We start from the raw sequence: 13,813 nt of genomic DNA, 5'->3' as shown, positions 1-13,813 counted from the left end.
AGCCAAGACATTTTTAGGGGGCTTGACGCACCATGGACAAGAAGAAGCTCATCCTGCTGGTAGGGGCGCTGATCATCGCGATCGGCACAGCGCTCGCTGCCCGGAGCATGTTCGCCGGAGCCGCCGCTCCCCAGGCCGAAGCCGCCCAGGCCGAGCCGCAGGGACCCAAGGTCCTGGTGGCCAAGCGCGGCCTGCCGGTCGGCACCATCATCACCGCCGATGCGGTGGCCTACCAGCTGTGGCCGCAGGAACTGGTGCAGGATGCCTACTTCATCGACGGCGAGGCCGACATGGAGCAGCTGCTCGGCACCGTGGTGCGCAACCCGATCACCGCCGGTGAGCCGGTTACCCAGGGTTCGCTCGTCTCGCCCGGCGATCGCGGCTTCCTGGCCGCGGCGCTCGGCCCGGGCATGCGCGCCGTGACCGTGCCGGTATCCGCCCGGACGGGTGTGGGCGGCTTCGTGTTCCCCGGCGACCGGGTCGACATGGTGCTGACCTCCACGCTGGCCGCCGAAGACGGTGGCGAGGACCTGCGCACGTCCGAGACCATCCTCACCAACCTGCGCGTCCTGGCGACCGACCAGTCGACGGAGACCACCACCACCGAGGAGGGCCGCACCGTGGTCCGCGCCTTCCGCACGGTGACGATGGAAGTCACCCCGCGCATCGCCGAGAAGATCTCGGTGGCGCAGACCATCGGCACCATCAGCCTGGTGCTGCGATCCATCGCCGACAACCAGACCGAGCTGGAGCGGGCCATCGCTTCCAACGCCGTCGACCTGCCCGACAACGCGTCGGCGGAGGAAGAGGAAGCGCTGCTGCGCCGGGTCGTTTCCCGCCCGCAGGATGGTGCCACCACCTTTACCACCGGCGGCGACGTGTCGCGTTTCCAGCGCAGCTCGGTGCCGCGCCCCGCCCCGCCCGCTGCAGCCGCCGCACAGCAGTACCAGCCGCAGTACCAGCCGCAGGGCGCGCCGCAGCCGGCCTACGCCGGTCCGGCAGCCCCCGCCGCGCCTTCCGGCCCCACGGTCCGGGTGACCCGCGGACAGGCCACCACCGTAGAGGCGGTCGATCGCGGAGCCGGTGCGCTTCTCGACCGGCAGGCCGGCGCGGTTCGCCGTGGTGGCAGCGCCGCGGCCGGCACCGTCGGCATGGGGATGTGATCCCCATGACCCCTCGCAACCGCAACCACGCCACAATTCCCAACGGAATCGCTCCGAAAGGCAAGATCATGTCCAGCAGTCTTCTGAAGACCGTACTGAGTGCCGCCGTCGCACTCGCGCCGCTGGCGATGCTGCCGGCCGCCGCTCCGGCCCAGGCCCAGTCCATCGCTCCGGCCCAGGATCTCGTCCTGTCGATCGGGCGCGGCGAACTGGTGACGGTGCCCGGCAACATGGCCGACATCTTCATCGCCAACGAATCCGTCGCCGACGTGCAGGTGAAGTCGCAGCGCCAGCTGTACATCTTCGGCCTGTCGGGTGGCGAGACCACGATTTACGCCAGCAACGCGGCAGGCGACATCATCTGGTCGGCCAACGTGCGTGTGGGATCGAACATCGACAGCGTCGACCAGATGCTCATCCTGGCGATGCCCGATGCCAACATCTCGGTCGCGACCATGGGATCGAACACCGTGCTGCTGACCGGCACCGTGGGCGCGCCGGAAGATGCCGCGGAAGTCGAGCGCCTGGTGCAAGCCTTCGTCGGCGAGGAAACCAATGTCATCGCGCGCCTGCGGATGGCGACCCCGCTGCAGGTGATGCTGCGGGTGCGCTTTGCCGAAGTGAGCCGGTCGCTGGTCCGCAATATCTCGTCCAACTTCGCCACCATCGATTCCACCGACGGCTTCCAGTTCGGGCTTTCCCAGGGCCGTCCGCCCGCCGTGTTCAGCCCGGGCCGGCCGCTCGCCACGGGCCCGGATTCCATCACGACGACGATCCCCAACCCCAACTTCAACCCCGGCCTGCCGATTTCCGACGGCAACCCGCCGCGCATCCCGGCCGATGGTTCGGCCGTTACCGGGGCCAACCTTGGCAGCACGCTGGGCCTGTTCGGCGAATTCCTCGGCCTCAACATCGGTGCCGCGCTGGACCTTGGCGAACGCCGCGGCCTGGTAACGACGCTGTCGGAACCGACGCTGGTGGCCCTTTCGGGCGAAACCGCCGAGTTCCTTGCCGGCGGCGAGTTCCCGATCCCGCTGAGCCAGGGCCTGGGCACCACCACGGTGCAGTACAAGAACTACGGCGTCAGCCTCGCCTACTCGCCGATCGTGCTTTCCAACGGCCGCATCTCGCTGCGGGTCCGCCCGGAGGTGTCCGAGCTGTCGACGCAAGGCTCCGTGGTGCTCAACGGGTTCCAGATCCCGGCGCTCACCATCCGCCGCGCGGAAACCTCGGTCGAGCTGGGCTCGGGCGAAAGCTTCATGATCGCCGGCCTGCTGCAGAACAATTCGCAGAACGTCGTCGATCAGCTGCCCGGCGTGGGCGACCTGCCGATCGTGGGCAACCTGTTCCGTTCCAGCGAGTTCCGCCGCGGCGAGACCGAGCTGGTAATCGTGGTCACCCCCTACCTGGTGCAGCCGGTCAACGACCGTGACATCATGCTGCCGACCGACGGCTACGGCGTTCCCGCATCGGGCGAACAGTACCTGCTCGGCCGCGAGACCGCCGGCCAGACGGGTGCCCGCCGCCCCATGCCGCGCGCGGTCAACCAGGCACCCGCCGGCCCCGCGGTCAGCGTCAGCGAACAGGGCGGCGCCCCGCTTGCCGGCGGCGAAACCCCCGAAGGTGCCCCTGCCCGCACTGCCGCGGTGGCGTTGCCCGGCTTCAGCTTCGAGAACGGAGAGTAATCCATGACCTACAGCACCAAACGCGCTGCCGCCTCGGCCCTGGCGATCTCGCTCGGCATGGCGCTCTCCGCCTGCGGGACGATGACCGCCGGCGAGAACAACATGACGCTTTACAGCCAGAACCAGCCGGTGGTCGAAAGGTCGAACTTCGCGCTCGATCTTGCCACCAGCGGTGCCGGCCTCAGCGTTCCCGAACAGGCCCGCCTGGCGGACTGGTTCGAAACTCTCGACCTTGGCTACGGAGACCGCGTGGCGGTGGACGATCCGGTCGGCAGCCCGGCGACCCGCAACGCCGTGGCCGCAGTGGCCAGCCGTTTCGGCATCCTGCTGGCCGATACCGCGCCGGTGACCGAAGGTTACGTCAACCCCGGCAACGTGCGCGTGGTGGTGACGCGGTCGATGGCCCATGTGCCCGGCTGCCCGATCTGGGACGACGAATACGGCTTCGAGCGCGGCAACCAGACATCGTCCGGCTACGGCTGCGCGGTCAACACCAACATCGCCGCGATGGTCGCCAACCCGGAGGACCTGCTGGAAGGCCAGCACGGCACCGGCGAGACGGTCATCATGACGTCTAACCGCGCGATCAACGCCTACCGCAACGCAGCGCCTACCGGCGGCGGTGGCACTACGCTGCCCGAAGTTTCTTCCGAAGGGAATTGATCGATGAGTGCACAGTGGAAACCCGGACCGCTCGGCAATCGCGAGCCGTTCTCCGCCTTCATCTGCGACGACAACGCGCTCGACGTGCTGCGTCCGGTGGTGATCGAAATGGGCTGGCAGCCCGAAAAATGCAACAAGGGCGGACTGCGCAATGCCGTCCAGTCCCTGTCGATTTCGGCCAGCCCGGCGATCCTGATGGTCGACCTGTCGGAGAGCGGCGATCCGCTCAACGACATCAACGGGCTGGCGGAAGTCTGCGAGCCCGGCACGGTGGTGATCGCGGTCGGCCAGGTCAACGACGTGCGCCTCTATCGCGACCTGCTCGCGAGCGGCATCCACGATTACCTGCTGAAGCCGCTTTCGGCCAGCCAGCTGCGCGATGCGCTGACCAACGCGCAGGCGGTGTTCGCCAATCCGCGCGGCGGCAGCGAAGCGGATAACGAGCACCAGCACATCTCCACCGCCGTGGTCGGCACCCGCGGCGGCGTGGGCGCATCCACGCTTGCCACTTCGCTGGCGTGGCTGTTCTCGATCGAGCATGAGCGTTCAACCGCGCTGCTCGACCTCGACGTGCATTTCGGCACCGGCGCGCTCAGCCTCGATCTCGAACCGGGTCGCGGCCTGACCGACGCCATCGAGAACCCCAGCCGCATCGACGGCCTGTTCATCGAACGCGCCATGATCCGGGCGAACGACAACCTGGCGATCATGTCGGCCGAAGCGCCGATCAACTCCCCGCTGATGACCGACGGCACCGCCTTCGTGCAGCTGGAGGAGGAATTTCGCCAGGCGTTCGACATGACGGTGATCGACCTGCCGCGCAACATGCTGATCAACTTCCCGCATCTGCTGACCGAAGTGAACGTGGTGACGCTGGTCACCGAGCTCACCCTCGCCTCGGCGCGCGATACGATCCGCATCCTCTCGTGGCTCAAGGCCAATGCCCCCGGCGCGCATCCGATGATCGTGTGCAACAAGATGCAGGCGGGCGCGGCCGAGATCAGCAAGGCCGACTTCGAGGCCTCCATCGAGCGCAAGATCAACTTCCAGATCGCGATGGATCAGAAGGCTGCAGCCAATGCGGCCAAGCTGGGCCAGACGTTCTTCGAGGCCAACAAGGGCTCCAAGACGGTCGCCCCCATCCGCGAGATCGGCCGCACCATCGTGGGCGTCAGCGACGATGGCGGCGCCAGCCTGATCGAAAGCGGCAAGAAGGGCTCTGCGCTCGGCCGGTTCGATCTGAAGGGGCTGCTCAGCGGCGGATCGAAAAAGGCGGCGGCCGTGCCGGCCCCCCAGCCAGCGGAATGAACAGGCCCGCCAAATGACACGAGGAACCGGGCGCGGCCATTCTGCCGTGCCCGGTCCTCACCCTGCTTTGAACGAACCTAGAAAAGGCGGATCATGACATTCATCCAGCTCCTGCTCGTGGCCGGTGGCCTGATGGGATTGATGATCCTGGGCTACATGCTGATGACCGGCAAAAGCCCGGCCAAGGAAGGCCAGCGCCGGTTGCAATCCGTGCGCTACAGGCATTCCGAAAGCACCACCGACCGGGTCGAGAGCCAGCTCAAGAAAGCGATCGCCGCGCGCAAGCCAAAGCAGTTCCGGGCGGCGGGTTCGGGCTCGCGGCTCGAGGCGCTGGAAGTCCGCCTCAATCGCTCCGGCAAGAAGTGGACACTGTCGCAGTATCTCTACGCATCCGTCGGCCTGGCCATCGCGGTGACCGCGCTGCTATACCTCAAGACCGGCGCCGCGATGCTGTCGCTGGGCATCGGCGTGCTAGTGGGCGCGGGTTTGCCGCACAAAGTGGTGAGCGTGTTCATCAAACGCCGCGTCAACCAGTTCAATACCAAGTTTCCCGACGCCATCGATCTGCTGGTGCGTGGCCTGCGTTCGGGCCTTCCGGTCGGCGAAACACTCGGCGTGGTCGGTCACGAGGTGCCCGGCCCGGTGGGCCAGGAATTCCGCGCCGTCGTGGAACGTATCAAGATCGGCCGCACGATGGAGGAGTCGCTGCAGGAAACGGCAGACCGGCTCGGCACCGCCGAATTCCAGTTCTTCGTCATCACGCTGGCGATCCAGCGCGAGACGGGCGGCAACCTGGCCGAGACGCTGTCCAACCTGTCCGACGTGCTGCGCAAGCGCGCGCAGATGAAACTGAAGATCAGGGCGATGAGCTCTGAATCCAAGGCCTCTGCCTACATCGTGGGCGCGTTGCCCTTTATCGTGTTCGGCATGATCTACTGGATCAACCCCAGCTACATCGGCGGCTTCTTCACGGACGATCGGCTGATCGTGACGGGCCTGGGTGGCTTGGTGTGGATGAGCATCGGCGGCTTCATCATGGCCAAGATGGTCAGCTTCGAAATCTGAAGAAGGAGGGAAGAATGGACATGTTGCTGCTTATCGCTCCCTCCACTGGCCCCAAGCTGCTGGGCGTCGATATCATCCTGGTCGGGTCAATCCTTGCCGGCGTGGCCGCGATGGCGATGGTCTTCGCCATTTATGCTGCCGTGACGGTGAAAGATCCGATGGCCAAGCGCGTCAAGGCGCTCAACGCCCGGCGCGCCGAGCTCAAGACCGGCATGATCACCAGTTCCGGCAAAAAGCGCCAGAGCCTGGTGCGGAAGACCGACACGACCGAAAAGATGAAGGGCACGCTGCAGGGAATGAAGGTCCTGCAGGAAAGCCAGGTCAAGGACGTGCAGCAAAAACTGGCGCAGGCCGGTATCCGCAACAAGGAGATGGCGATCGTCATCATCTTTGCGCGCATGGTCCTGCCGGTAGTGTTGGGACTTGCCGGGGTCGTGCTGTTTTACTGGACCGACATGTTCCCCAATTGGAGCAGCACCAAGCGCTTCATGGGTTTCGCGGGTCTGGTCATCGCGGGCTACAAGGGCCCGGAAGTTTTCGTGAAGAACATCGCCAGCAAGCGCACCAAGGCAATCCAGAAGGGCCTGCCGGACGCGCTCGACCTGCTGGTGATCTGCGCCGAGGCCGGCCTGACGGTGGACGCCGCCTTTAACCGCGTCGCCCGCGAACTTGGCCGCGCCTATCCCGAACTGGGTGACGAATTCGCCCTGACCGCCATCGAACTGGCGTTTTTGACCGAGCGTCGCCAGGCATTCGAAAACCTCGCCTACCGCGTTGATCTGGATGCAGTGCGCGGCGTGGTCACGACGATGATCCAGACCGAGCGTTACGGCACCCCGCTGGCGAGCGCGCTGCGCGTGCTTTCCGCCGAATTCCGTAACGAGCGCATGATGCGTGCCGAGGAAAAAGCCGCGCGTCTGCCCGCCATCATGACCGTGCCGTTGATCCTGTTCATCCTGCCGGTACTGTTCATCGTCATCCTCGGGCCGGCGGCTTGCTCGATCGGCGATGCGTTCTCCGGCGACGGCCCGGGCAGCAACGGCGGCTAGTCCCGCACCTGCCCCTGCAACAAAGGCTCCGGCCGACATGGACCGTGCGGGGCCTTTCTGCATATACGGGGGGTCGGCATCGGACGCCGTGCCCGGAACAGGCCATGGCGCACGGCTTGCTCGCACCCCATTCGCGCCCTAGATAATGCGCGTGTTTGCCACGCGTTATCTTGCCCTGTTCCGCATCACTCTGCTCGCCGCGATCGCGGCCGTGCTGCTTCAGGCGACGCCCAGTCAGCCGTTCGTCGGCAATGACAGCCACGGTTCTGCCTTCGATGCGACCACGTTCGAAGTGGCTGTGCTTACGCAGCAGCGCGAAGTTGGCAAAGCCACCATCAATGCAGATCCGCTCGTCCCACCGCCCGCAGTTGGCGAGTGGGTGCCAGTTGCCAGCGAGGGGATCGCTCGGTTCGAGCTCCCGCCCCGGCAGACGGGCCCCCCACCTGCCGCCTTGTGGTCGCTCACCCCGCCGATGCGGGGCCCCCCTTTAAACACCTGATCCCTCACGCCCGCGGTCGCGGGCTATTCCCAATACAGATCAGGTGATTGCAATGACTGACAAATCGGCAGATTCTGCCAACCCCTCCGCACGTTTCGACCACGTAGAGCGGCTACTTAACGTCTATCCCGCCATCGACGAAAACCAGCTTGCTGAACTTAAACGCTGGTTCGCCAAGGAAGCCAGCGCGTTTGAAGTTGCCAGCCTCGCCAGTCGGCATCCCTCAGGCTATGCCCAGTTCCGGGCCGATCACATCGACGGTTTCAAGCCCAGAGATATGGCGGTGATTGCAGCAGTCGTCTGTGTGCTCGCCATTCTGGCAGTCGTGCTCTTTTAAACAAATGCTGTTCGGCTTGCCCGGCCGTGCAAGGCGGCCCCGAAGCACCGGTTCGCAAGAGCGTATCCGGATGCGTCGGGGTCGCCGGTGCGGCTATTTGATGCCGTACCCGCCGCCTGACAGGTCTTCTTCGGACAAGCCATCCGCCTGATGGCGCGCGCGTTCCAGCAGCGCGCGAAACAGGTCGAGCTCTTCCGCCGAAAACCCTTCGAACAGCTGCCGCTCCATTTCCAGCGCCAGCGGCAGGATTTCCGAATGCATGCCCTGCCCCTCTGCGGTGAGCTTGAGGAGATGGGAGCGGCCATCCTGTTCGTTGGGGGTGCGCGCGGCAAGGCCGCGCTCTTCCAGCACCTTGCAGGCGCGATTGACCGCAACCTTGTCCATCAGTGTGCGGCGCGTCAGGTCGCGCTGAGTCTGCGCACCGGCATCGCCGAGGATGGCCATCACGCGCCATTCCGGGATGCTGAGGCCCCAACGCTGGCGATATTCCATCGCGATCCGCCCGCTGACCGCATTGGACGCCAGCGAAAGCTGGTAGGGCAAAAAGCGCGCTAGGGTATGGGTCGGTTGCATACGCAACTACATTGTTGAATTTGACGCGCCTTTGCAAGCTGACAAAGCGAAATGCATCGAAAGCCGACCTATTCTTGCGGCTGTCCGAAAAATCCGGTCAGCCTGCCGGCCACCGCGTCGAGCCGTGCCATTGCATCGACCGGCCAGTGATCGCGCGCCGTCACGATGGCAGTGTCGAGCACCCTGTCGATGGGGCTGGCGTCACGATGGGCGGGCGAGGCGGCGCCCAGTTCGGCAAGCATCGCGCGGGCGGTGTCGGCATTGGCGGCCATGGTCTGCAGTATCTGCGCCACGTCCACGTCCGCACCGGCATCACGCCAGCAATCGTAATCGGTCACCATGCCGACCAGGGCATAGGGAAGCTCCGCTTCGCGGGCGAGGCGCGCCTCTGGCATGGCGGTCATGCCGATGACGTGCGCGCCCCATTCGCGATAGAGGAGGCTTTCGGCCCGCGTGGAAAACTGCGGCCCCTCGATGGCGACGTAGGTCGCGCCTCTATGGACCCTGGCACCCGCCCTGTCCGCCGCCGCCGCCGCGAAGGCGGAAAGCCGGGGGCAGACGGGATCAGCCAGCGGGACGTGCGCGACGATCCCTTCGCCAAAGAAGCTGCGTTCCCGCACCCCCGCGGTGCGATCGATCAGCTGATCGACCACCACGAAATCGCCGGGCGCATACTCTTCCCGCAGACTGCCAATGGCAGAAACCGCCAGCACGTCGGTAACGCCGCAGCGTTTCAGAACATCGATGTTGGCGCGATAATTGACATGGCTTGGCGAGAGCCGATGACCCTGACCGTGGCGGGCGATAAAGGTAAAGCGCCGGCCACCCATCCGGCCGGTCACGACCGGACCCGACGCCTCGCCAAAGGCGCTGCTGACGGCGATTTCCTGCGCATCGTCCAGCGCGCCGGGATCGTACAGGCCAGACCCGCCGATCACCCCGATGTGAAATTCGCCCGTGCTTGCCACTCGCCGCAGCCCTATTTCGGCGGCATGCGGATCGCGCCGTCGAGGCGCACGCATTCGCCGTTGAAGTACCCCGTCTCCACCATGAAGCACACGAGGCTGGCATATTCCGCCGGATCGCCGAGCCGCTTGGGAAAGGGCACTGCCTCTGCCAGCCCAGCCTGCGCCTTTTCGGGCAGCCCGGCCAGCATCGGCGTGCGGAAGATGCCGGGCAGGATAGCGTTGACGCGGATACCCTCGCCCATCAGATCGCGCGCGACGGGCAGGGTCATTCCCTTTACCGCGGCTTTTGAACTGGCATAGGCAACCTGGCCGATCTGCCCATCCTCCGCGGCGACCGAGGCGGTGTTCACGATGGCCCCGCGCTCGCCGTACTCGCCGACAGGATCGAGGGTCATCATGCCCGCTGCCGACTTGGCCATGCAGATGAAGCTGCCGACGAGATTGATGGCCATGGTCTTGCGGAACAGATCGACCGAGTGGTGGCTGATTGCGCCGGTTTCGCGGTCCCGTTTCACCAGCTTGCCGACGGGGGCGATGCCAGCGCAATTGACCAGCACGCGTTCCTGCCCATGGGCGGCGCGCGCGCGAGTGAAACCTGCCTCGACCGACGCCTCGTCCGAGACGTCCACCTTGCAGAACACGCCGCCGATTTCGGCCGCGATGGCTTCGCCGCGCTCCTCGTTCATGTCGAACACGGCGACCTTTGCCCCTTTGCCGGCCAGAGCGCGGGCAGTCGCCTCGCCGAGGCCGGAGGCACCGCCGGTGACGACGGCGGAGGTGGTGTGGTCGATAATCATGCGTGGCCTGCTTTCGGAGCTGTGATCTAAGCCCGTCCTAACCGCCCGGCGGGGCCGGTCAAGCGAGGCGGCCCAAAAGAAAGGGGCCCCGCAACCGAAGTTGCGAGGCCCCGTTCGCAGTCTGTAGCCAGATCAGAAGGCGACGTTCACCGAGGCGAAGAATTCGCGACCGTTGAGATCGTAACCGTTACCGATCGGGGTGTTCGAAATTCCGAACACTTCGTTGGTATCGATCAGCGGCGGCGATTCATCGAACACGTTGGTCACACCGGCACGCAGCGTGATGTCGTCGTTGAAGTTGTAACGCAGCGACACGGTGTGGACGAAGTAGTCATCCGCAAAACCGATGTCGCGGCAGAACCGACCGTCACCCTGCACGATGCCGTCCGGGGTGAACACACCCGTCGCGGCATTGAAGGTGCCCGAGCCGCCACCGAGGCAGGTGTCGCTGACGAAGCCCGTCGGGCGACCGTCAGGACCGCGACCGAACGCGTCGGAGAACGGATCGACGCCTTCCGGTGCCTGGGCAACCGAGCTGATCCAGCGGGTCTGCCAGGTGAACAGGAAGTCGGAGTACCCGATCGAGGCGGTCGCGCGACCGGTCCAGTCGGGGAAGCCAAATTCGCCGGCCACGTCATCGCCGATCGCATTGCCGACGTCGTCCAGGAACACGCTGCTGCGTTCGAGCAGGTGGTTGGCGCGCAGGTTCAGGCCGAGTTCGAGCGGCTCACCGCCGGCCAACAACGTGTAACCGAAGGTGGCGTTGAGATCGACGCCCTTCACCGTCTCTTCGTTGATGTTCACGAAGCCTGCGAACACATCGGTGATCAGGAGCCGGCTGGCCGGGTCCGTATCGAAGTCGATGAAGTCGCAGAAGTTCGAACGCACACCATCGTCCCGCAGGAAGCACTGGTTGACGACGAACTGACCGGTCGGTTCGGCGATGGCGCCGCGCACGTTGATGTCAAAGTAGTTGACGTTGAACGCGAAGTCGAAGTCACCGAAGGTTTCGTTGACCGAGACGCCTGCCGTCAGCGACGACGAGGTTTCCGGATCGAGATCGAGGCTGCCGCCCGAGGTGATTTCGACGCTGGGAACAGTTACGGTGTTGGCACCGGTTCCGTCGATACCAACTCGGGTCGGGTCGCGACCTTCAGCACGGCAGTTGGCCAGGACTTCCGCTTCGCGGGTGTCCAGATCGGCCTGGTAGCCTGCCGGACGACCGTTTCCAGCCAGCGCCTGGAAGGCGGCGGTGGGAACGGCGCAAGGGTCGGAGATGCCGCCAAAGCCCGACTGACCGGCGAGGAAGTTCTCACGCAGGTTGGGAGCGCGGAACGACGTGCCGTAGCTGACCTTGAAGAGCACCTGCGGCACCGGACGCCAACCCGCCTTGAGCGAGTAGGTCTCGGCGGTTCCGTAGAACTCCTCGTCGGTGATACGGCCCGAGGCATTGACCTCGAACTCACCGAAGAAGTCCGAGTCAAACACCGGTACGTTCACTTCGCCGAACACTTCGCGGATGTACTTGCTGCCTTCGCCGCCCTGGTCGGCAAAGAAGCCGAAGAACAGACCCTGCGCGGCAACTTCGTCTGGCTGCGAATCGATGGCGTCTTCACGATACTCGGCGCCGAGCACGACCGACACTGGGCCAGCTGGCAGTTCGAACACTTCGCCGGTGACGAAGCCGGAGATCAGCGTCTGTTCGTATACGGTGTCGAAGTCCCGCGAATCGAACAGGTAATCCCGTTCAGCCTGGCTGGCGAAATCGCCGACCGGACGGTCATAGAGCGACGCGGCGAACAGGTTGACCGGAACGCAGCCGGCAATCACGTCGGGCTGGAGGATGTCCGGATTGACGAAGCCACTGGTCGAGCACGGTCCGCCCGGCAGGATGACCGGGGAAGCCGCACGGGTCTTGGCCGCCGAGGTCGGATCGATGCCCAGCGCCAGCGCCAGGCGATCCTCACGGATGCCGATGCGCGAGGACTGGCCTTCCGACCGCGAGTAAACACCCGCGATTTCGAAGGTCCAGCTATCGTTGATGAACGGCAGGTCGCCGCGCAAGCCGAGCACACCGCGGTACTGTTCCTGCACTGTTTCAACGAAGCTGCGATCGCCGAAAACCGAAACAACCGGCTGCACGATGCGCGACACGCCCAGCGGACGCGCGTTGACCGTGCCGGTCAGGTTGTCGAACTGGTTCTGCGCGAGACCGCAATCGACGCCGTTCGGGTTGAGGCGGACGCCGTTGACGCTCGAGATGTTGCAGGGGTTGAACGGGTTGCGAGCGCCGACATACGGGAACAACTGCGGCACGGAGCTACGCGCTGCAACTTCCGCCCGGCTATAGTTCGCTTCGAAGAACGGCGTCAGGTTCATGTCAGTCCCGAAATCGTACTCGCCATAGGCCATGACGTTGTACAGATCCTGGGGAGCGATGAACGACGGCTCGAGGTCGGTACCGTTACGGGTAACCTGCGAGAAATCAACGTCCAGAAGCCCGTCGCCGTTACGATCGACCGGACGACCGAAGGCGTCGACCGAATCGCTGAAGCCCGGGATGAAGCTGTTGCCAGCCTGGCCGGTGGTGGCGAAGGTACGCGGATCGGCGTAAATCGAGCTGAAGAACAGGCCGCCCTGCGGGATGATACGGCGCACCGCGGCGTCGATCTTGCACGGGGTGGTGACTTCGCTGATCGTGCCGTTGCTGCGAGCGCGGGTGTTCGCATCGTTGGCGATGCCGACGGTGAAGATGTTGCCGTCCTGATCGATTTCGTAGTTGGTATCGCAACCAGCCAGGAAATCGCGGTCGCCGATGCGCACTTCGTCACGGCGGTCATACTCGACGCCGATGCCGAAGAAACCGCGATCGAACGTCATGCCGTAGGCACCCGAGACGGTGAAGTCGTGGCCGGCACCCTGTTCGTTGTAGTTGCCGCTGGCAAAGAATTCGAAACCGTCGATGTCGTTGCGCAGGATGATGTTACCCACGCCCGCAACCGCGTCCGAACCGTAGACCGACGACGCGCCGTCAAGCAGCAGGTCATAGCGCGCGACGAGCGAGCTGGGGATCAGGTTGATCGAGGGGTTGGTCGGCGCACCTTCCACGCCCGCGGGGGCGAGGCGGCGACCGTTGACCAGCAGCAGCGTGCGGTCGGCACCAAGGCCACGAAGGTCGAGCGTCTGCGAACCCGGGCCGTTGTTGAGCACGAAGCCCTGGAAGGTCGCGTCGATCTGCGTGCCGGAGGCAGCTTCCGAACGCTGCAGGATTTCCGCGGCATTGAATTCACCGACGTCGCGCGAAGCTTCGGTGGTGAGAACCTGGAGGGGCGAAATGCTGGAGTAGGTATCCTGACGAATACGCGAACCGGTCACGACGATCGATTCGCCGCCGACCTGATCGGCACCGCCGGTATCGCCCACGTCGGCGGGCTCAGCCTGGGTGGCGTTGCTCGTGACGCCGGTGGCGTCCTGGCTCAGGATGCAATTGCCCTGGGCATCAAACACGCCGGCACTGCCGCGTACCACACAGGCATCGCCAGCCTGGTTGGTCGTCTGCTGCTGCGCCGCAGCAGGCGCGCCGGCCAGGATGGCGACGGCGGAAACTGACACGGCGAGGCCCGTCAGGTAATTTCTGTGTAGCTTTTTCATGGTTACTCCAGCCCAAAAATCTCGGAGGAACCGGTGCTTCACATCAGACGTCGGG

Annotated in this window: 12 protein-coding genes; 8 read left to right on the top strand and 4 right to left on the bottom strand. The window is 65.1% G+C overall.

What is annotated here, in order from left to right; genetic code table 11:
• The first annotated feature begins 32 nt into the window (after positions 1-32).
• From cpaB to GRI62_RS02220, 8 genes are all read left to right on the top strand, one after another.
• Positions 33-1,163: a Flp pilus assembly protein CpaB gene (gene cpaB / locus GRI62_RS02255; protein WP_131451807.1), complete on the top strand. Its 1,131-nt coding sequence runs from the start codon at positions 33-35 to the stop codon at positions 1,161-1,163.
• A 68-nt stretch (positions 1,164-1,231) separates the two neighbouring features.
• Positions 1,232-2,848 carry a type II and III secretion system protein family protein gene (locus tag GRI62_RS02250; RefSeq protein ID WP_131451806.1) on the top strand — a complete coding sequence of 539 codons (1,617 nt, stop codon included), beginning with the start codon at positions 1,232-1,234 and terminating at the stop codon, positions 2,846-2,848.
• 3 nt (positions 2,849-2,851) lie between these two features.
• Positions 2,852-3,511: a CpaD family pilus assembly protein gene (locus GRI62_RS02245; protein ID WP_131451805.1), complete on the top strand. Its 660-nt coding sequence runs from the start codon at positions 2,852-2,854 to the stop codon at positions 3,509-3,511.
• A gap of 3 nt (positions 3,512-3,514) precedes the next feature.
• Positions 3,515-4,819: a pilus assembly protein CpaE gene (locus tag GRI62_RS02240; RefSeq protein ID WP_131451804.1), complete on the top strand. Its 1,305-nt coding sequence runs from the start codon at positions 3,515-3,517 to the stop codon at positions 4,817-4,819.
• A gap of 93 nt (positions 4,820-4,912) precedes the next feature.
• Positions 4,913-5,884 carry a type II secretion system F family protein gene (locus tag GRI62_RS02235; protein ID WP_131451803.1) on the top strand — a complete coding sequence of 324 codons (972 nt, stop codon included), beginning with the start codon at positions 4,913-4,915 and terminating at the stop codon, positions 5,882-5,884.
• Between the two features lie 14 nt (positions 5,885-5,898).
• A complete protein-coding gene (locus tag GRI62_RS02230) occupies positions 5,899-6,933 on the top strand; it encodes a type II secretion system F family protein (protein WP_234027340.1) in 1,035 nt (344 codons plus the stop codon).
• A 145-nt stretch (positions 6,934-7,078) separates the two neighbouring features.
• Entirely contained in the window at positions 7,079-7,432 is a 354-nt protein-coding gene (locus tag GRI62_RS02225; protein ID WP_131451802.1) for a hypothetical protein, read from the top strand.
• Between the two features lie 52 nt (positions 7,433-7,484).
• Positions 7,485-7,769 (top strand): hypothetical protein, encoded by a 285-nt coding sequence (locus GRI62_RS02220; protein WP_131451801.1) that lies wholly within the window; start codon positions 7,485-7,487, stop codon positions 7,767-7,769.
• 93 nt (positions 7,770-7,862) lie between these two features.
• On the opposite strand, the gene GRI62_RS02215 is transcribed toward GRI62_RS02220, so the two are convergent.
• The 4 genes from GRI62_RS02215 to GRI62_RS02200 form a co-directional block, all read right to left on the bottom strand.
• Complete coding sequence (locus GRI62_RS02215) at positions 7,863-8,342, bottom strand: MarR family winged helix-turn-helix transcriptional regulator (protein ID WP_131451800.1); 480 nt, start codon at positions 8,340-8,342, stop codon at positions 7,863-7,865.
• Between the two features lie 68 nt (positions 8,343-8,410).
• The gene (gene mtnP / locus GRI62_RS02210; protein WP_234032789.1) at positions 8,411-9,310 is read right to left on the bottom strand and encodes an S-methyl-5'-thioadenosine phosphorylase; all 900 of its coding nucleotides are present in this window, start codon (positions 9,308-9,310) and stop codon (positions 8,411-8,413) included.
• 11 nt (positions 9,311-9,321) lie between these two features.
• The gene (locus GRI62_RS02205) at positions 9,322-10,107 is read right to left on the bottom strand and encodes an SDR family NAD(P)-dependent oxidoreductase (protein ID WP_131451798.1); all 786 of its coding nucleotides are present in this window, start codon (positions 10,105-10,107) and stop codon (positions 9,322-9,324) included.
• 132 nt (positions 10,108-10,239) lie between these two features.
• On the bottom strand, positions 10,240-13,758 hold the full coding sequence (locus tag GRI62_RS02200) for a TonB-dependent receptor domain-containing protein (protein ID WP_131451797.1): 3,519 nt from the start codon (positions 13,756-13,758) through the stop codon (positions 10,240-10,242).
• Positions 13,759-13,813 lie beyond the last annotated feature (55 nt).

It is taken from the genome of Aurantiacibacter arachoides (assembly GCF_009827335.1).
Taxonomy (GTDB): domain Bacteria; phylum Pseudomonadota; class Alphaproteobacteria; order Sphingomonadales; family Sphingomonadaceae; genus Alteraurantiacibacter; species Alteraurantiacibacter arachoides.
The sequence above is the reverse complement of the archived record's forward strand: the minus strand, read 5'-3'. Positions and strand labels throughout refer to the sequence as shown.

Coding starts and splice junctions, on each gene's coding strand:
- GRI62_RS02205 (WP_131451798.1), bottom strand. CDS start 10,107: ATGATTATCGACCACACCACCTCCGCCGTCGTCACCGGCGGTGCCTCC.
- GRI62_RS02240 (WP_131451804.1), top strand. CDS start 3,515: ATGAGTGCACAGTGGAAACCCGGACCGCTCGGCAATCGCGAGCCGTTC.
- GRI62_RS02235 (WP_131451803.1), top strand. CDS start 4,913: ATGACATTCATCCAGCTCCTGCTCGTGGCCGGTGGCCTGATGGGATTG.
- cpaB (WP_131451807.1), top strand. CDS start 33: ATGGACAAGAAGAAGCTCATCCTGCTGGTAGGGGCGCTGATCATCGCG.
- GRI62_RS02215 (WP_131451800.1), bottom strand. CDS start 8,342: ATGCAACCGACCCATACCCTAGCGCGCTTTTTGCCCTACCAGCTTTCG.
- GRI62_RS02245 (WP_131451805.1), top strand. CDS start 2,852: ATGACCTACAGCACCAAACGCGCTGCCGCCTCGGCCCTGGCGATCTCG.
- GRI62_RS02200 (WP_131451797.1), bottom strand. CDS start 13,758: ATGAAAAAGCTACACAGAAATTACCTGACGGGCCTCGCCGTGTCAGTT.
- GRI62_RS02250 (WP_131451806.1), top strand. CDS start 1,232: ATGTCCAGCAGTCTTCTGAAGACCGTACTGAGTGCCGCCGTCGCACTC.
- GRI62_RS02225 (WP_131451802.1), top strand. CDS start 7,079: ATGCGCGTGTTTGCCACGCGTTATCTTGCCCTGTTCCGCATCACTCTG.
- GRI62_RS02230 (WP_234027340.1), top strand. CDS start 5,899: ATGGACATGTTGCTGCTTATCGCTCCCTCCACTGGCCCCAAGCTGCTG.
- GRI62_RS02220 (WP_131451801.1), top strand. CDS start 7,485: ATGACTGACAAATCGGCAGATTCTGCCAACCCCTCCGCACGTTTCGAC.